Source organism: Pseudoalteromonas rubra (assembly GCF_004212645.1).
Classification (GTDB): domain Bacteria; phylum Pseudomonadota; class Gammaproteobacteria; order Enterobacterales; family Alteromonadaceae; genus Pseudoalteromonas; species Pseudoalteromonas rubra_G.
Genome location: NZ_PPUZ01000031.1, coordinates 187069 through 206779 on the forward strand (window position 1 = coordinate 187069; position 19711 = coordinate 206779).

10 protein-coding genes and 1 pseudogene are annotated in these 19711 nt (G+C 43.7%); 10 read left to right on the forward strand and 1 reads right to left on the reverse strand.

Annotated features, from left to right (window positions below):
• Positions 1-4 precede the first annotated feature (4 nt).
• The 9 genes from C3B51_RS11610 (at position 5) to C3B51_RS11650 (ending at position 17925) form a co-directional block, all read left to right on the forward strand.
• On the forward strand, positions 5-1309 hold the full coding sequence (locus C3B51_RS11610; protein WP_125718051.1) for a tetratricopeptide repeat protein: 1305 nt from the start codon (positions 5-7) through the stop codon (positions 1307-1309).
• Between the two features lie 174 nt (positions 1310-1483).
• Positions 1484-3220, forward strand: a complete 1737-nt coding sequence (locus C3B51_RS11615; protein ID WP_125718049.1) for a hypothetical protein — start codon at positions 1484-1486, stop codon at positions 3218-3220.
• 90 nt (positions 3221-3310) lie between these two features.
• Positions 3311-5998 (forward strand): TonB-dependent receptor plug domain-containing protein, encoded by a 2688-nt coding sequence (locus C3B51_RS11620; protein WP_125718047.1) that lies wholly within the window; start codon positions 3311-3313, stop codon positions 5996-5998.
• A gap of 602 nt (positions 5999-6600) precedes the next feature.
• Complete coding sequence (gene asd / locus C3B51_RS11625) at positions 6601-7713, forward strand: aspartate-semialdehyde dehydrogenase (protein ID WP_125718045.1); 1113 nt, start codon at positions 6601-6603, stop codon at positions 7711-7713.
• A gap of 802 nt (positions 7714-8515) precedes the next feature.
• Entirely contained in the window at positions 8516-9562 is a 1047-nt protein-coding gene (locus tag C3B51_RS11630) for a hypothetical protein (protein WP_130245145.1), read from the forward strand.
• A 468-nt stretch (positions 9563-10030) separates the two neighbouring features.
• On the forward strand, positions 10031-13216 hold the full coding sequence (locus C3B51_RS11635) for a M43 family zinc metalloprotease (RefSeq protein ID WP_130245146.1): 3186 nt from the start codon (positions 10031-10033) through the stop codon (positions 13214-13216).
• Positions 13217-13686: 470 nt separating this feature from the next.
• On the forward strand, positions 13687-15480 hold the full coding sequence (locus C3B51_RS11640; RefSeq protein ID WP_130245147.1) for a S8 family peptidase: 1794 nt from the start codon (positions 13687-13689) through the stop codon (positions 15478-15480).
• 276 nt (positions 15481-15756) lie between these two features.
• Positions 15757-16608 (forward strand): DUF417 family protein, encoded by an 852-nt coding sequence (locus tag C3B51_RS11645; protein WP_130245148.1) that lies wholly within the window; start codon positions 15757-15759, stop codon positions 16606-16608.
• Between the two features lie 108 nt (positions 16609-16716).
• Positions 16717-17925 (forward strand): tyrosine-type recombinase/integrase, encoded by a 1209-nt coding sequence (locus C3B51_RS11650; RefSeq protein ID WP_130245149.1) that lies wholly within the window; start codon positions 16717-16719, stop codon positions 17923-17925.
• 374 nt (positions 17926-18299) lie between these two features.
• Here C3B51_RS11650 and C3B51_RS23925 read toward each other — a convergent pair.
• Positions 18300-18471, reverse strand: a pseudogene (locus C3B51_RS23925) (IS4 family transposase); the annotation flags it as partial.
• 52 nt (positions 18472-18523) lie between these two features.
• Between C3B51_RS23925 and C3B51_RS11655 the strand changes: the two are divergent.
• Positions 18524-18985, forward strand: a complete 462-nt coding sequence (locus C3B51_RS11655) for a hypothetical protein (protein ID WP_130245150.1) — start codon at positions 18524-18526, stop codon at positions 18983-18985.
• The last annotated feature ends 726 nt before the right edge of the window (positions 18986-19711 follow it).

The following is a 19711-nucleotide window of genomic DNA, read 5'->3' on the forward strand; positions in this document are numbered from 1 at the left end:
GATTATGAAAGTATTTAAAAAAGTCTTGTTGGCAAGTGCACTTGGTTGCGCCGGCCTGGTGGCGCCAAGTATGGTCTCGGTGTTACCGGGTGTTGACCTTGCGGTTGCACATGCAGAAACCAAAACAAAACGTGTACCGGCACTGCGCGAAAAAGTATACAGCCAGCTGGCACGTGCACAAAAGCTGGCCGATGATGGCGACGTCAAAGGTGGTCTGGAAGTGCTGGACTCCATTAAAGAGCGTTCCGGTAGCATGAACTCTTACGAAATTGCCATGATGCATAATTTCTACGGGTTTATCTATTACAACGAAAATCAGCTTGATAAAGCCATAGCTTCATTCGAGCAAGTTGTTGCTGAAGAAGCGATCCCTGAGTCACTGAGATTATCCACGACCTTTAGTCTGGCGCAATTGGCCATGGCCAATGGTGATTATAAGGCTACGGTTGATTATCTCGATAGATGGAAAAAGATTAATACTCAGCCAATTAAAAGTAATTATTATGTATTAAAAGCACAGGCTTTATACCAGGATAAAAATTATCAATCGGCTGTAGAAAATATCAATATAGCGATATCATTAACAGAAAGTGAAGGTAATGTTCCCAAGGAGAACTGGCTGGTTCTGCAAAGGGCATTATATTACTCAATGAATCAACCTAAAAAGGTTGCTGACGTACTGGAAAAAATGGTCAAGCTGTTTGATAAGCCAGAATACTGGGTCCAGTTAGCGGGTATGTTTGGTGAGTTGGGCGAAGAGAAAAAACAACTGGCTCTTCTCGAAACAGCCAAACAGCGCGGCTTTATTAAAAAGCGCAGCGACGTTATCCAGCTGGCTCAGGTTTATCTGTTTAATGGTTTGCCGTATAAGGCGGCGGTGACCCTGGATGAAGGTATCAAAAGCGGGGTTGTCGAAGGCAATGCTAAAAATTACGCCTTTATCGCCGAGGCCTATGTGCAGTCTAAGGATGAAGATAAGTCCATATCCTACTTTGTAAAAGCAGACAAAGAAGTAGGGCATGGTAATTATCTGCAACGTATTGCTGAGGTCTACATTAACCTAGAAAAGTTTGATGAAGCGGCCGACGCTGCACGTGCCGCCCTGGATAAAGGGGAGCTGACGTTCGAATCCAACGCGTATGTGGCATTAGGTATGGCACAATATAACCTGCAAAACTTCGACGCGTCGATACTTGCGTTTGAACAGGCAGAAAAGCACAAAAAATCAGCTAATCTCGCCAAGCAATGGATTAAATACGTTAAACGCGAAAAAATTCACGCCGAAACGTTAAAGCAAGCTTTGTTATGATTTTATAATCGCAACACCAAAGCCGCCTTCGGGCGGTTTTTTTATGCCTGTCTTAAAATAAAAAAATTCCCTGAATTTGATACTTTCATTTTTCTGAAAATAATTAGACACACAAATGAAATATAGCCTTTATATGATAACGCCAGCTCATTTAAATACACAACGGAGAATAAAATGAAACTTACTGGGTTATTCAAAGTAAGCCTTGTTACATCTGCACTTGTACTAGCTGGCTGTGGCGGTGACATCGAAGTAACACCAACAGTAAATGATACAAGTGTTACAGATTCAAATAATACAACAACAACTACGAATAATGGCACAGGCGATAATTCCGGTGGTGATAACAATGACGGTGGTAACGACGGTGGCGATAAAGACCCTGTTGTTACTAACCCGTGTGTAAGCCGCACTGTTGCGGGTACAGAAGTACAGGGTGAATTCCGCAATTCTAAACACTGTTACTATGATTCTTCATTCGCAAGTAAAGCACTAGAAATCAAAGAAGACATTACTTTCGACGCACTGCCAAATGGTGGCGCGCATGTCTTCGCAGGCGCTCTATTGATTGGTGAAAACTGTGACACCAGCTCAAACACTGGCTGCACTGTGCCAGAAACTGGCCCAACACTAACTGTTAAGCCTGGCACTATTATGGCATTCGCTTCTGGTGAAGCCATTGTACGCATCGCACGTGGTGCAAAAATCATGGCTGAAGGTACGGCTGAAGCGCCAATCGCGTTTACCTCTGCAAACGCTATTCCAGAGTTTGACCTGACTGAAACTGGTCCTCAGTTTGCTGACTGGGGCGGTATCATGATCAACGGTAAAGGCCTGACTAACCAGTGTACCAACGAAGAGCGCGACGCAAACCTGTGTAACGCTAAAACCGAAGGTATTACCAGTCACTTTGGCGGCAGCAATAATGAAGATGGCAGCGGTACAATCAAATACGCGAAAATCTGGTATGCAGGTTCAGGCCCGCGTGAAGGTGGTGTAGGTGATGACCTTAACTCACTAACATTAAATGGTGTGGGCTCTGGTTCTAGCTTTGAGTTTTTACACATTCACCAGGGTTTTGATGATGGTATCGAATTCTTCGGTGGTGCAGCCAACCTGAAAAACATCGTTGTTACAGATACTCAGGATGATTCAATCGATATCGATGCAGGCTGGCAGGGTAAAGCTCAGTTCATCTTCATCAAACACGGCACTATCGAAACTAAGAAGCCGGTTACTTACACTGGTGAAGACGACGATGGTAAAAAAGTGACCAAGATCATTGATGCAGGAACAAAAGGTTTCATGGGCAACAATGGTTTTGAGACCGACGGTGAGAAGAACAAAGGCGATGAGTACAATCAGGTACAGCCTTCTAACCCTACCATCGCTAACGTGACTGTAATTACAACAGATGGTTTGTCAATTCGTGACAATGACCCTTCTCAGGCAGCAACGTTTGACGATGCTATTCGTGGTCAGTACTACAACACGCTATTTGTAAAAGCCGACAATGCGGAAAATAACACTGCGTGTCTTCACTTTAAAGATGACGACGCTGCACAAAACGCAACAGACAACAACCTGAACTTCAACAGTTCAGTACTGGCCTGTGTTAAGAACGTGACTGACGAGAGCAAAACTTTGCCAGGTAACGAGTCTTACACAGCATGGTGGGATAACGATGCTTCTAGTGAAATCCTGGACAAAGCAGGTGACGTACTGGCTGCGGACGGTTTCTCTACTAACAGTGAATCGGCTGACATTACAGTTGCAGCCCATGACATGACAACTCTGAACGACGATTTCTTCGTAAAAGCTGACTATGTAGGTGCTGTTTCAAGCGCAGATACTACAAGCGCTTGGTACAAGTGGGTTAAAGAAGCACTGGAAGCAGCAGACAAAGACTAATCTTTGCGATTACTTTGTTTTTAACTCAATAAGTATTTCGAAGTAGGCGCATTGATTGCGCCTTTTTTACGAGTTTTATCAGGATTGCAAATGAATACGCAGATAAAATTAAGAAAAGTCGCTTTGGCTGTAGGTGCTTCTTTGTCGGTTGGTATGACCGCACCTGTGTTTGCCGAAGAAGCGCAGGAAATTGAAGAAGTCGTTGCGGTAGGCTCGCGCTTGCAAGGTAGCGCCGCAGCCGTGATTGAAGAGCGTAAAAACCAGGCGTTCGTTGCAGACATTCTGGGTGCTGAACAGCTATCGCGCACAGGTGACAGCGATGTTGCGTCTGCACTTCGTCGTGTAACGGGTTTGACGCTGGTAGATGGTAAATTTATTTATGTGCGTGGTTTGGGTGAACGTTACTCCAGTGCGCGTTTAAACGGTGCAGCGGTACCCAGCCCGGACTTAACCCGAAATGTCGTTCCATTAGATATATTCCCGTCCAGTATCATCGAAAGCCTGGCGGTACAAAAGGCTTACTCACCTTCAATGCCAGCGGCCTTTGGTGGCGGTAACATCGACATTCGTACCAAATCGGTACCTAGTGAGTTTGTTGCCAATATCGAAGTCGGTGTTGGTCAGAACTTAAACTCTCAAGATGGTTATACCTACAACCGCAATGAAAAAGGTATTCCGGTTGCCGTTCAGACTGCAGTTGTACGCTATCGCGGCGACCTGTCTTTGCGCGGCATTGTTGAGCGTGAAGGTATTGAGGGTAACGAGACTCAGACCGCAGCCGATCAGGCTATAGCACTGAATAAAGCATTGGTTCTGGAATTGCCTCGCGATATCCGTGTACAAGAGGAATCGCTTGATCCGAACTATGATGTTAAGGCCAGTATTGGTAACAGCTTCGATGAAAGCTGGTTAGGCGGCACCATAGGCGTGCTTGCAGCAGCCTCGTACGATAACGACTGGAAATATTCAGAGCGGATGACCGCAGTACTGGATCAGTCTTTTGATGAATCATGTACCACAAAGCTTGAAACAGCTGAAGATGCTGCAAACTCTTGTTATGTGACCGTCAAGGACTCAAAGGTTACAACTCAGACAGAGCGTATCAGCGGTGTGTTCAACCTGGGTTACAAATATGAACAACACAACGTGTCTTACTCTAAGATTTATCTGGAAGACACGGAAGATGAATCAGAATTGTCACAGGCTCAGAGCCCCAATGGTAGTACCGTCAGAACCATCGCGGCAACCAACCAGGCTTATCGTACTTATGATTTTAATTATGAAGAGCGCATACTGGATATAGATCAGGTTGTAGGTCAGCATACCTTCATGGATTATATGGGGATTGGCGTAGATTGGCAGTACACTGAGTCAAAAGCCGAGACTAAGATCCCGACCAATATTGATTATGACTTTATCGATAACTTTGGCGAAGATCAGGCTTATCAGGATTCAATCGTCACGGGTGATGATAACCGGATCCTGTACTCCTACACTGAAATGGAAGACAATGTTAAGTCTTACAGCGGTAACCTGACGCTACCTGTGTATCTGGATAATGTTGAGCTGACATTTAAAGGTGGCTATGACTTTGTCGACCGCGCACGTGTATATTCAACGTCCAGCTTTGCAATCCACAACGAAACCAATATCTCGATACCGGTAAATACGGGCCTAGAAGGGATCAACAATATTACCGCTTACCTGAGCGATGACTTTGTTGCCAATAACGACTTCTTGGTTGCGTTTAATGAGCCAACGGCACCAAGTGCTGACGACTACATTGCTGCACAAAAAATCGACTCGGGCTACTTTGAGTTCGACGCTATTTTCAATAACACCTGGCGTTTAAGCGGTGGTATTCGTTATGAAGACTTCAAGCAGGTATCAATTGGTACATCCAGCCTGATCTTCGACCGCATTACACACAGCACTATTTATTCGGAAGAGCGTATTCTGGCCGGTACCGTCAACGAAGATGATTTCTTCAATGCACTGTCAATGACTTACCTTGGTGGTGAAAAGTACCAAATTCGCTTTGGTTATGGTGAAACCGTTGTTCGCCCTGACTTGCGTGAGTTGGTGCCGGTATCGTATTTTGACCCGCTAACTGACATCCGCACATTCGGTGTTGCCGGTCTTAAGAGTAGCGAACTGGCTAACTACGATGCGCGTTTCGAATATTATATGGACAATGGCGACAATTTCTCAGTGGGTGCCTTCTATAAAGACATCACAGCGCCAATCGAAACCATACTACAAGTGGGTGATGAAGATTACACCGCAACCTTTGTAAACGGTGAGACAGGTGAAGTGTATGGTGTCGAAGCTGAATGGTTATACGATCTATCTGGTGTTGTCAGCGGTATCTTTACCTCAGGTAATATCACGCTGAGTGATTCAGAAGTTGAGATTGACCCGGCAAGAGCGGGTAACCTGACCAACCCGACCAAACGCATGACGGGTCATTCAAAATATGTTGTGAACTTGCAGCTGAACTATGACTCAGCAGATGGCCAGCACAGCAGCTCGCTTGTTTACAATGTATTCGGTGAGCGGATCCTGGCTTCAGGTATTGGTGGTCGCGAGGATGCATTCGAGCAGCCGTTCCATTCACTGGACCTGGTTTACACCTGGTATCCTGATTTTAACTCACAAGTTAAGTTCAAGGTACAGAACTTACTGGATGAAGAGCAGGAAGTCACTCAGTCGGACTATATTGTTCGTCAAAAAGAAGTGGGCACCAGTGTGAGCCTGAGCTACAAATATGAGTTCTAAGTAATTTAACCCAGCTTGAAAGCCGCCGGGCCAGTATCGGCGGCTTTCAAGCTTTTAGCCCTCAAGTAGTCTAATTCTGTCATTAGATTCTTGCATATATTTCAATTTACCCTCTGCCTGACTTTTCACAATAGGGTACTAATGATAACAAATGTCGATTAATGTGATTTTAATGATGTCTTTTATTGTTGCAGGTCAAAATACAAGCGCTCAAACAGTGGTAAAAAGTTAAACTTATGTGACATCCAGCTGGTCGCAAAATTGGGAAAATATTTTCTTACTTTTCAGTTTGTTGTAATCAAAACTTCTTGAACACTCACTAGAATTAAGCCATACTTTGTTCTCACATACTAAGTCAGAATTTTGGTAATTAGACTGAGTTTCTGGTTACCACAACCTCGTTCTAAACTGCTGCTTTAGGTGGCAGTATGGGACACAACCTTTACATGTTGTATCCAAACCCCGCTTTCGCGGGGTTTTTTATCATAAATGTTCAAATTTGACGCTAAAAGTATAGTTTCTTCAGCTATTGTTTGCTATTTTTAGACGTCTAGACATACCTCTCACGCAAAATACTCAATGAATCATAAAAAGGTAATACCATGAAAAAAGTAGGACTAATTGGTTGGCGTGGAATGGTCGGCTCTGTATTGATGCAACGCATGCATGAAGAAAATGACTTTTCTGACATTGAACCTTATTTCTTCACTACCTCTCAAGCTGGCCAACCAGGGCCAGAAGTTAATGCTCAGGCAAAGGCGTTACTAGATGCCTATGATATCGATAGCCTGTCTAAAATGGATATTATTCTGTCTTGTCAGGGCGGTGATTACACCAAGGCAGTTTATAACGGGCTAAGAGAAACTGGATGGAATGGCTATTGGATTGATGCGGCGTCTGCATTGAGAATGTCCTCAGATAGCATCATTGTTCTGGATCCGGTAAATAAAGATGTCATTGAGCAGGGGTTAGAGCAGGGGGTTAAGACCTTTGTGGGCGGTAACTGTACTGTGTCATTGATGCTGCTGGCGCTGGGCGGTTTGTTTGAGCAAGACCTGATTGAATGGGTCAGCCCTATGACGTACCAGGCTGCATCGGGCGCTGGTGCACGAAATATGAAAGAACTTATCGCACAAATGGGCGATATACATGATAGTGTTAAAACCCAGCTTGACGATCCTGGCGCTGCCATTTTAGAAATCGATAAGCTGGTTGCACAAAAACTGAAATCAGACAGCTTACCAACTGATCAGTTTGGCGTGCCGCTGGCTGGCAGCCTGATCCCCTGGATAGACGTGCCTATGGAAAGTGGCCAGAGTAAAGAAGAATGGAAAGCTCAGGTTGAAGCGAACAAAATCCTTGGTTCAAGTAAACAGCCGATCCCGGTCGACGGGATCTGTGTAAGGATCGGCGCAATGCGCTGTCATGCGCAGGCCTTAACGATTAAGTTAAGAGAAGATGTTTCCGTTGAGAAGATTGAGGAAATATTAGAAGCACACAACGAATGGGTTACGGTTATTCCAAACGATCGTAAAATCACTGAGCAAGAGCTGACACCAGTTAAAGTGACAGGCACTTTGAATATTCCAATTGGCAGAATACGAAAGCTCACCATGGGGCCGGAATATATCAGTGCATTCACCGTAGGAGATCAGCTGCTTTGGGGCGCGGCCGAGCCACTGCGTCGTATGCTCAGGATCATTGTTGAGCAATAAGCTTTGCTTAAACAACACACCTCAGAATAAACAAAGCACGCGCTCGAACAGCGTGCTTTGTTTATCTAAAGGTCACGTTAAAGCTTGAACTATGAACTATTACACAGATAATAGTCATGCGACGATCCACATAACAGTCTACGATAAATATCCTATAATATATATTATGTTAAATATCGTGTTGTTGTAATTTTGTCGCTCAATGATGCCTACCTATCGCAGGTTTCATATGCCTGTTTCTATCGCCTTTCCCTGTTATTATCAATAAACCGTTTTGCTTAGTGCTCTGGGTATACCTTGGTTAGTCTTTAAGTAGTGCGTAAGATATGCCTAAACCCGTTGTTTTACCAAGCTTCCTTCAGAGGTCTTTTTGTGTTTCTTTGTCGGGCCTGAGTAAAGCTTTTCAGTTTGCATGTTCTTGTAATTCGCAGGAGCTGAGCACTTGCCATAACTGTCGTTGCAAAAAGACCGATACTAACCAGTATCGGTCTTTAATGTTTTGTGAAACAAACCACCCAAATATAAAACCAAATAAGCACGTTTAAAAAGGTAAATCCTAGTAAAAGCTACGCCGTCTTATCTTTTGGCGCGGCCAATACTTTATATAAGCCCGCAGCTCACTGGTAAACCTCCGAATGACCATGGTTGTGTCTGTAGTGGATGACTGGCATATTGATAGCTGTGTTTATACACAGTTATTTTATCGTTGCTCGGACTCACTACTATATACCTAGTGTACAGCCAAACATTCAAGGTTCAGGGTATGATATATTTGAGTAAAACTAAGGAATAAGAATATTTTATGGGTGATTTGTATACACATATGCTGCTCTACACTCTGTTATCCCCTTTGGGAATAGTAGTCTCTAGCAGTGTTTGGTTCGGTTTGAGAGTTATCCTCAGCAGAACTGGGTTCAGTTTGAGTCGAGTAAATCAGTGGGTTAGAAAGGTTTGGAAAGAATACAAGTATCTATCGCTCTATGTATTCTCGATGATAATGATTTTCGGTATTTGTGCCGGATTTTATTTTAATCGTTTTGGTTTTAAATTCAGTGCTAGTCACGATAACTGGGTTGGTACAGCGACATACTTCAATAATTTGCTGACACCACCTCTACTTGCTATAACTTCAATACTCATATTCTTAACTTGGTTCGATAGTAAGAGAGAGTTTGGTGAGCTATCTAAATACCAAGATCGAGAAGCTTCTCTAAAGCAATTTGCATCTCATATGCAGTCAGTAAAAAATGACATGAATAGCAAAGTGTCGCTAAATCTTGAATATCATTTTAGAGTTGCTCTAGCATCTCTCCTTAAAAAAGATGCCGAGGCAAACTCAGTTCTCTATCGGATTTTAACTGCAAATAAAAGCCTTGACGTCGTTAAAAAGCTCTTAAGTGAGAATGCTCTTAATGGGGTACTTAACATAGAGGAAAAGCATATCAAGGCCATCGTTAGCCACATAGTGACTTCTGAACTGTTCGAGAGACTTACATATAGAGAGTTCATAGGTTTAACAGAACGTCGGTTCATCGCATCTACTTTTGCTCGCGAGTCATATACAGATGAAGAAGCTTTTAACATGCTTAAAAGCTACGTGTGTCAAATGTTAGCAATATCAATGCTGCAAGCCCTGACAATTCATAACTCACAGAATGCTATCAGTTTCGAAAATGATTTTGTGAACAGAATTAAGCGTTTGGGTGAAGAAAAAAATATAGAAGACAAAGCACTTGCAAAACTATTAGAAACAGAGTTCAAATTCAGTTTTAGCTTTCATGATCGTCAAGGTATGGAGATCCTATTGAAAGCGTTTGACAGTTTGGAGAAAAAAGAAATTGAGCTATAGTTAGCTTACATTATGCCGAGTTCGTAAAAGAAGGTCCCGATGTGTTTCTTGTTTCACTCTATCGCTAGGCTGTCTAAAAAAGCTTGAAGTGTTGAATACTTTGAATGTAAAGCGAACCTGTCGCTTGCTCCCTCAACATTACCACCAAAAACAATCCATTAACTCCCTTTAGCCACACCTGCCCTCCCTCTCCAAAATAACAATTTTGCAAAATGTAAAAGTATACAGTATACAATATAATTTCATTGGTGTAAGTTACATCTAGCTTTTGTATCGGATGAAAATCCACCAGCGATCAGTTGTTCCATGCTAGGAGACTGATAGTAATGGGTTTTGATGTGGCCTGGGCAAAGCTCAAAGGTACTCATTGTACCAATAATAATAACACTACAAGTTAACTCGGCGGTGAGCTTAACGCGCTTATCAACAAAGCTTGTTAACAAATAAATCAACAACAGGAGAACATCTATGCCTTTTGCTAAACGTGCGTTGGCAAAACTATTTGCCAGAAAATCACTGTATCGGGCGAGCGCGATTGTACTGACTACGTTGTCATCTGGCGCGGTTTTAGCCGGACAATCCCTGGAATCCAACCTGCATATGTCGAGCGACTCACAGCTGTTAAGTACAGCATCGGCCAGCCACAAACATGCTGGGCAGATCTGTGGTACTGATCACAATTCACAGGACTGGTCGGCTATCCAAAAAGAGAATGCTCGGCAACGCTCTTTGAGTTCAAGTTTTGCAACGCACATTATGTCTGAGCTTGCGAGTCAGGATGACCAGGCCGCAGAGAATGGCAATGGTGTTCCGGGACGTTACTATATTCCGGTTGTGGTGCATATATATGGTGACAGGTACAACTGTGAGTCAGGTACCTATTGCTTAACCGAGCAAAAAGTGATTGATGGTTTGAACAAATCAAATCAGGATTTTCTTGGATTGATCACCGATGACGGCCCTATTGCACCGGAGTTTCAGGCGATTCGCGAAAATCTGAATATTGAATTTGTGCTCGCCAAAAAAGATCCAAATGGTCAGCCTACCAATGGTATTGTGCGCCATCCGCAAAAAGCAGGCTACGGTAAAGGCAGTGGTGTTGATGACCAGATTGCCGCAGACGCCTGGGATAACTTTAAGTACATGAACATTTATATTCAGCAAGACCTGTACGATGATGGTTCAACCAATAATTCGGGTGTTGCCTGGTATCCTCAGCTAAGCATGTCACAAAATGGGCTATCGCGTGTTGTTTATAATGGTGACTATGTGGGTGCCAACACCAGTGAAAATTTCCGCTCTGTGTTAACCCATGAGTTCGGCCACTGGCTCAACCTGCCCCACACCTTCGACGGCGATGTCTGTACTATTCATTCAGAAGCGTTTTGTAACGCCACCGGTGATGGCTCGTGTGATACGCCACAAATGAGTAGCAGCATTTTACAAAATAATGCCAAAAACTGCCTGGGCCAGCCAACAAACACAGAAAACTTTATGCACTACTCTGATAACTATGCCATGTTCACCCGTGATCAGGTAGACAGAATGACCGCCGCCCTGCATGGTCCGGCACGTGCTACGCTTTGGTCAAACGCCAACCTGATTGCTGTGGGCCTTGAAGAATATACCAGTAATGCCGATCACCCTTGGGATGGCACATCAGGCGCGGTATTGCCACCAAAGGGCGATGTTATTCAGTCGTTTACAAATCTGTCTGGCCAAAAAGGTGAAGTAGATAACTATGAAATTTCGGTGCCTGAAGGTACTCAGGCCGTTGCCTTTTATCTGGACGGTTACGATGAAGACCCGGACATGTATGTATCCAAAGGCAAAGCCCCGGTTAAAAATGGCGATAACTGGGAGGCCGATTTTATTTCTTTCCGAAGTGCAGGTTCTCCTGAGCTGGTCACGATTTCTGCGCCTTCAAACACTGAGTCGTATCATACGGCCATTGATGCCTTTAGTGCCTATTCTAATGCGACTTTGAGTGTGATCTCTGGCACAGACGATACGCTGTGTGCGGGTTGTGAGCGGGTATTTTTAGCTGAGATCACCGACCTTGAGTCAGCTAAAGGCGCTGAACCCAAGGCCTATCAGTTTAGCGTACCTTCTGATGCCTTGCGCACGGTTGCCGTTATACCTGGCGGATATCAGGGCGACCCGGATGCTTACGTGAGCATGAACTCGGTGCCTACATCGGACAACCACGATTGCGGCCCATTCAGTGCGCCAAGACACAGTGAGTACTGCGAATTCAATGCAGGCGGCGGTGAACTGAACGTTATGATTGATCCTTTCCTTGAATACAGCGGGGCGTCGTTGGTTGTTTATTACGAACGAGCTGCAGATTCGAAACTGCCCGTTGCCCAAGCCAATGGCCCTTACAGTGCTGTGCTGGCAGGCTCAATTCAGTTTAGCAGCAGCGGCTCAAATGATTCTAATGGCAGCATAGTGAGTTACTTATGGGAGTTTGGCGATGGTAATACCTCGACGGCTGCAAACCCGGTTCATACTTATCAAAATGCCGGCGTTTACACTGTAAAACTCAGCGTAATAGACAATGACGGTAATCTTGCCAGTGACACTGCAATTGCTGAAATTAAAGCAGAGCATATTGCACCCATAGCACAAGCCAATGGCCCCTACTCAGCAATGCTTGGTAATGCTGTTAGCTTCAGTAGTGCGGGCTCTGAGGATACGGACGGCAATATTGTCAGCTACTTATGGCAATTTGGCGATGGCAATACGAGTACAGAAGCCAACCCGGTTCATAGCTATTCAGAAGCGGGAGACTATATCGCGTCACTTGAGGTTACTGATAACGACGGGCTGCGCCATAGTGCACAAGCTACAGTGACGATTAACGCACTCGAATATTGCACCACCAGCGGTAATACTAAGTATGAATGGATAGCGAACGTACAAAGTGGCTCATTCAGCAACCCTTCTCAGGCGAACGGCTACAGTGATTTCTCGGCTCAGACCATCAAACTGAATGAAGGAGAAAATCCGTTTACATTTACGCCGGGCGGAAACTACACCGAACACTGGGTGGCCTGGATTGACTTTAATAACAACGGTCAGTTTGAAGAGTCTGAACAAGTTATGTCTGATGTTTCTGGTAAAGGTGCTGTGACGGGGACAATCAATGTGCCCGACAATATGGCAGACACCCAAGCGAGACTACGTATTGCAATGAAGTATAACGGCGCGCCATCAAGTGCCTGTGGCTCGATTGGTGATGGCGAAGTTGAAGATTATACAGTAGAAATCGTCAAGCAAGATAACGCCGGCACAGTTCCCAATGCGTGTGCTACTCAGCAGCCTATAAGCGGCGGCCGGCTGGAGCCTGGCAAGGCACAGTGTCTGGGCGGAGACGGTACCTTATGGCTGTCGATTGGTGACATCTCCTCTACTCAAAATGTGGCGATAACAACGGCACACGGCAGTAGCAATTTGCACATACTGTACAAAAACGGTGGCTGGCCAAGCGATAATGACAAAGATGCCGAGTCAAACTCAGGCTCTACTACTGAATGCATTCAAATCGCGGCCGGAGCTGATTACTGGTCTTATCTTAAGATCTCAGGTAACACTGAAAACACCAGTATTGTTGTAGATTTTGATGCACAGCAATGTCGTGAACATGAATAAGTTACGTGAAAGCACAAAGCAGCATCTGAAATAGATGCTGCTTTTTTGCTCATTACGCGCTTTTGGTATAAGCAAACTTCATCCAGAGTTTTTAGCAAGATAGTAAAAAAGGATTGGAAAATAAACCACATCACTAAGCTTACCTGACGCATAACAGCACAAGCCTTGTTTTCATTGATGCTCATTCTGTACAGATTGCAGGCTCAGACAGCCAATTTAGCCTAATATTTTATCACTAGCTGTTTACATTCATTTACATGAAAAATATATCATAACAACCTTCCGAAATATGAATTAATTATTACAAATCAATATTCTGTGTGAATTTTGTTCAACCCTTATGCTCAAATCAATATGTTATATAAGTAAAAGTAATTTAAACAAAGGGTAGCTCGGTGTTTACATTTCAAGTGCCTTCTGTACGGAATCATGGACGGAAGGAACAACAACTAATCTAGGGAAAAACTATTATGACAACTAATAATCTAAAAATCGGCGCTATCGCACTGGCTATTTCAGGCATGCTTGGCGCTTCTAATGCAATGGCAAACAGCGTAGAAGCCATCAATAACGGATTAAACGTGGCGCAACTTAGCCAAAAGATCCAAGGTCAAAACACTGCAGGTACTCAGTTTATCATTAAATACAAGGACAACAGCAACCAGCTTATGTCTGTGTCAGAGGCTGATATGTCCCCTGCTATGATGAACGCACGCGCTCAGAGCTTTGTTAAAAACTTCAAAAGTAAGAAAAAATCGTCGCTTAAAACAAGCTACGTACGCAAAATGGCGCTGAGCAACCATCACGTCATGCGAGTTAACAAAAAGCTGACTGCGGCAGAGGCGCAAACGCTAATGCAGGAAATGGCGGAAACTGGTAACATCGAGTACATTGAGATTGACCAAATGCTACAGCCTTTCGCAACGCCAAACGATCCGCGCTATTCAGATCAGTGGCATTACTTTGAGAATGCAGGCGGTATCAATGCGCCAGCAGCCTGGGACAAAGCGACCGGTAGCGGCGTAGTCGTCGCTGTACTTGATACGGGTTATCGCCCTCATGGGGATCTGAATTCGAACATTTTGCCAGGCTACGACATGATCTCTAATCTGTCAGTTGCAAACGATGGCAATGGTCGCGATAGCGATGCACGTGACCCGGGCGATGCAGTTTCAACAAACGAGTGTGGCTATACGCATAGTGCACGCAGTTCAAGTTGGCACGGTACACATGTAGCGGGTACGGTTGCGGCGGTTTCTAACAATGGTGAAGGGGTTGCCGGTGTTGCATACGACGCGAAAGTAGTGCCTGTGCGTGTACTTGGTAAATGTGGTGGCCTTACTTCGGATATCGCAGACGGTATCATCTGGGCATCAGGTGGTTCAGTATCAGGCGTACCGTCGAATGCAAACCCGGCTGATGTAATTAACATGAGTTTAGGTGGCAGCGGTGCATGTAGCTCAACTACTCAGAGTGCTATTAACACGGCGCGTGCTAACGGTACTACTATTGTAATTGCAGCGGGTAATGACAACTCAAACTCTGCCAATTTCAATCCAGGTAACTGCTCTGGCATCATCAATGTTGCTTCTGTGGGCCGTAACGGTGGTCGCGCTTACTACTCAAACTACGGTTCAAACATCGACGTAGCCGCACCAGGTGGCGCGCAAAGTTTTGCGAATGATCCGGAAGGTATTTTGTCTACTTACAACGCTGGCAGTAACGGACCTTCAAGTGATAGTTATGCATACTCACAAGGTACATCAATGGCTGCACCGCATGTTGCAGGTGTAGCGGCGCTTATCAAGCAAGCTAAACCGTCTGCATCACCCGATGAAGTCGAAAGTATCCTAAAAAATACAACCCGTAGCTTCCCCGCTACTTGTTCAAGCTGTGGTACTGGTATCATAGATGCGTCAGCCGCAGTTGATGCCGCGCTGAAAGGTATAAGTGGCAATGAACTAGAGGATGGCGTTGCAAAGACAAGCTTGAGTGGCAACAGAGGTAGCGAGACATTTTATACATTTAACGTTACCAGTGGTGTGAGCAAAGTAACCTTCACAATGAGTGGTGGTTCTGGTGACGCCGACTTGTATGTACGTTGGGCTGATAAGCCGACGACCACAGCATTCAGTTGCCGCCCTTATAAAGGTGGTAATAACGAAGAATGTACATTCAACAGCCCTTCGGTGGGAACTTACCACATCATGTTGCATGGCTACAGCGCCTACAGCGGTGTAAGCCTTAAAGCACAAACTAACTAAGGCATAACTTTAAGTTGTTTTCTTCGCAGGCAACTTAAAGTGACAGTGAACCGACCAGGGGCAACACGCTTTTGATTCAAAAGGTGTTGCCCTTTTTTCTTAGGTACTTGGCTTGTTGCCATACATTTAATCGCTCACCTTACTACACAAAAAATAGGAGTTTCCAATTTTATAGGCAAACTAAGCATGACGCTTTTTTCAGAAAACAAAAAGTTACTGTGAAATAAAGTTTAGTTTTACCGGTCTTCTAGGGACACCGACTATTTTGGGAAAACGATGTCTCACTCAACTAACCATAAAATAATTACCTATGTCCTGGCTTTAACCCTGATTGTTATCGGCAGCTCTTTTGTCCTTGGCGGACACACGCGTTATATTGAAAGTGCATTTGGCTTTTACTCAATGACAGATATTTATTCGTCGCAAAGCTTGGGGTTATTTTGGGGAGGGTTCTCTTTGCTGACCGGAATAACGCTAGCAGCCGCACCCTATTTTTCGGTACTTCGCAGACCCCAGTTTGGCCTGCTGATGATGCTGAGTGTCATTATGCTTTTAACCTTATTTGATTCTGGCCGTTGGATAGCTGAGCATGGCGGATTTCCCGTAATTGGTTCTGGTCAGGGGACCATCAAGTATTTTGCACTTTTGCCACTGGCATTCTATCTGTGCTTTGGCAGCCGGATAACCAAGCGTACACATGCATTGATGAATTATATGCCAGTCGCGATTGTGTTGTTCTGGATAGGCGGTATGAAGTTTCTCGAGCTAGAAGCCAAAGCGATAGTCCCTTTGGTTGAGACTTCGCCGTTTATGTCATGGTTATATGCGTTGTTTAGCGTACAAACGGCGTCAGACTTGATTGGTATCTACGATCTTGGTTTTGCTATTCTACTCGGTGTGGGGATCTGGTTTAGAAAGCGTTATCTGGTACTTATTGGATTAGCAGGAAGCGGTGCCGTGTTCATTATGACCCAAACTTTTTTGTTTACTGCTGAGGGCGGATTCTCAGACACCAGCTTAATAGATGGCTTAGGCCTTTTTATCATCAAGGACTTATGGTTTATCTGTAACCTGATCATCATTTTTAAGTACGCCAGAGGATGTGAGGATAGTGCTGCAGAGCAATAACTGCTGATATTGACGCGTTTTCTCGCTTTACTGAGGTCTGGCCGTTGCATTCTAAGAATGCTTAGGTCAGAATAAACCACTGTTTAAATAATCAGTGTTATACACAATATGACGCCACTCGTTGATACACTAAAGCAACTCAGATACTTAGTTGCGCACCTTGAAGATAACACGCTTGCGACTGAATACCCTGATATCGCAAATTTTATGCAGGATGAAGTTTTTGATCCGCAAAAGTGTAAAGATGAATTGGCGTTCCTTTATCAGTTTTTGTATGTGTATGGACGTAAGTCAGAGGCCACGTTTAACCGGTTTCGCAATGAAATAGAACGCTTTTATCTTTGGTCCTGGTGTGTCCAAAAAGCATCTGTGTTCGAGTTAAAACGTGAAGACATAGAGGCGTATGTTGAGTTTGTTGTAGAAACAAGCGATGACTGGGTAGCCACCTCTGTACAGTGGCGATTTAAAGACAGTAACGGCTTCAGGCGCGTTAACCCTAACTGGCGCCCCTTTGTTTATAAGGCCAATGGGGTTAGTCAGCAAACACTTGCATCTATGTTCACAGCCTTAAATGTATTTTATAAATTCGCAATTTTAGAGGAAAAAACCTTCGCCAATTTTGTGCCTGTGGTGAAAAAGAATTGCCCCTACCTGGTTGTTCAATCCCAAATTAAACTGCCAGATACGTTAAGTGACTTGCAATGGGAGTACGTTTTTGGCGTAACTAAAGACCGTTGTGAGAAGGACCCCAAACTTGAGCGAAATTTGTTTACCCTCGCCTGTTTAAAAGGTCTTTACTTACGGATCTCGGAGCTTTCCGACAGACCACAGTGGGCGCCTGTTATGAGCCATTTCTGGCAAGATCAGGATGGGTTTTGGTTTTTGCGCATTATGGGTAAAGGCAACAAATTGCGCGACGTGACATTGAGCGAAGACTTTATTGAGTATCTGAAGCGCTATCGCCTCAGTCGCGGGCTGACCTCCCTCCCCCGGGTTGATGAGCCACACCCAATCATTCACAAACTGCGAGGCAGCGGCGGCATGAATGTCAGACAAATACGCCGTATTGTTCAAGAAAGTTTCGATCTGGCTATAAAAAAGCTCAATGAAGATGGCTTTGTCGAAGAATCCGAAAACTTGCAGGCTGCAACATCACACTGGTTAAGGCACACCGGCGCAACACACGATGCGCAGCATAGACCGTTAAAACATTTATCTGAAGATCTGGGTCACTCAAAAATCGCGACGACCGATCAGATATATATTCAGACTAACATCAAAGAACGAGCTAAATCAGGGATCAAGAGAAAACTTTAAGGAGTTACTTGAAGTTTTACCTAAAAGAACACATCATGCATAATGGCTCCACATCGTTAGTCAGCTATGGAGTATATTAGTAGATAAGTTGATCATCAGGCAGATGTGCTTGCGGATTAAAATAAAAGTTTGGTTATAAACCGGCTAATATTTGTTTGATATTTGAGTGACACATCATTGGATGAGCCACCTAAATAGCTGGCTTAATTCCTACTTATATTAGCACTGGGGAGATGTATCAAGCGCACGTATTCGCGTATAGCTCAGTGTAACTGCTTCTGGTCATAACATAATTGCTTCGTCGCCTAACCTCTTTGCCAAGTCTGACAGTCGACAGAATAGCACGCTCTCTGATCGTATTTGTCTGAAACTTTTGAGTACTTAGCAGTGACAGGACCCTTCATATTTCGACTCAGCTCGGTAAGGGAAAGTTGATTGCTATCGAGCAAAGTCTCAGTTGTCAGCATTAATTAATCAAGGCGTCGGGCATGAATTTGGGGGGCAGTTTTTTATGAGCATATCGTGTAGGATGGTGATATCACGCATGGTGTTGTTATCTATTTGGTTTTTGGCAAAATAAATTAGATTAAACAATGCTGTGCGTGTCCAACATATTGATTTTAATTATGAATGTCTGGGGTTCTCAGATGGTGGCGTTATACGCATAAGGAGGAACAGTGAAGCACCTCACTCTTGTCCCAATATTGGTAATCTTATTGGTTGTCAAAGTATAAATCATTCTCCAGAAGAAAAAGGAGGAGCGATTGAAAGTTCAATTGAAAACAGAGAGTATATTCGCCCAATAGTCCACATTTCTCCTGCCTATCCAATAAAAGAAGCAAATGAAAAAGTTGAAGGGGCATGCAAGGTGTTATTCGATTTAGCAGATGGTGAGTATGGCTCACACCCGACAAATATAAGAGCGGTAAGTTGTGAGAACAGAAACTTTTTCAAACAATGCGAGAATGCACTTCAAAAGTGGCTTTTTAGACATGTAAGCAAATTAGACTCCAGAGAGTCACCTGAAGGTTTGATTACTACATGTGAATTTAGGCTTTAATACTTATAACAAGTGCTTAACTGGCGCTGGGGGTGCCCCAATTATGAGGCCTCCCAATTTGATGTATCAAGCGCACCAGCTTGGTGAGTAACAGTTGATTGCTATCGAGCAAAGTCTCTGTTGTCAGCACTAATGAATCAAGGCGATGCGCATGAATTTTGGGGCAGTTTTTCTGAGCATATCGTGTAGGATAGAGATATCACGTATAGTGTTGTTATCTATTTTTTTGGCGAAATAAATTAGATCAAAGAATGCTGTGCGTGTCCAACGTGTTGATTTTAATTATGAATATCTGGGGATTTCTCAGACATTGGCATTTCGTTCAAAAATTATAGCGCCATATCTGCTCATATTTGCCAGTGTTCGAGTTTAGTTAGTGTATTTAACAAAAGCATAATTGCCTTTAAAGATTATACTGGTGCCTTCTGCTGCATTTATCGATATTATGTTTTCTTTTCTCATATCAAAGAACAGTTTTTTTAATTTTTCATTGATATAACTTCTATTTTTAATTGTTAGAAGTATCCAGTTAGATTTTTCTTTATGGTCTAAATAGTTGTCTATTATTCTAAATTATGTTGTTGTCTTAATATTAATATCTTTTATATAAGTCATTGCTACTCAAAAGCTGGTTTGTTTTGAGTGTGCTATATTTAATTTTACTTTCTGTAATTTTATATATGTGTCCGTCATTAACTATCGAAGATATTCTTGATATAAGAATGA

Coding starts and splice junctions, on each gene's coding strand:
- C3B51_RS11610 (WP_125718051.1), top strand. CDS start 5: ATGAAAGTATTTAAAAAAGTCTTGTTGGCAAGTGCACTTGGTTGCGCC.
- C3B51_RS11615 (WP_125718049.1), top strand. CDS start 1,484: ATGAAACTTACTGGGTTATTCAAAGTAAGCCTTGTTACATCTGCACTT.
- C3B51_RS11620 (WP_125718047.1), top strand. CDS start 3,311: ATGAATACGCAGATAAAATTAAGAAAAGTCGCTTTGGCTGTAGGTGCT.
- asd (WP_125718045.1), top strand. CDS start 6,601: ATGAAAAAAGTAGGACTAATTGGTTGGCGTGGAATGGTCGGCTCTGTA.
- C3B51_RS11630 (WP_130245145.1), top strand. CDS start 8,516: ATGGGTGATTTGTATACACATATGCTGCTCTACACTCTGTTATCCCCT.
- C3B51_RS11635 (WP_130245146.1), top strand. CDS start 10,031: ATGCCTTTTGCTAAACGTGCGTTGGCAAAACTATTTGCCAGAAAATCA.
- C3B51_RS11640 (WP_130245147.1), top strand. CDS start 13,687: ATGACAACTAATAATCTAAAAATCGGCGCTATCGCACTGGCTATTTCA.
- C3B51_RS11645 (WP_130245148.1), top strand. CDS start 15,757: ATGTCTCACTCAACTAACCATAAAATAATTACCTATGTCCTGGCTTTA.
- C3B51_RS11650 (WP_130245149.1), top strand. CDS start 16,717: ATGACGCCACTCGTTGATACACTAAAGCAACTCAGATACTTAGTTGCG.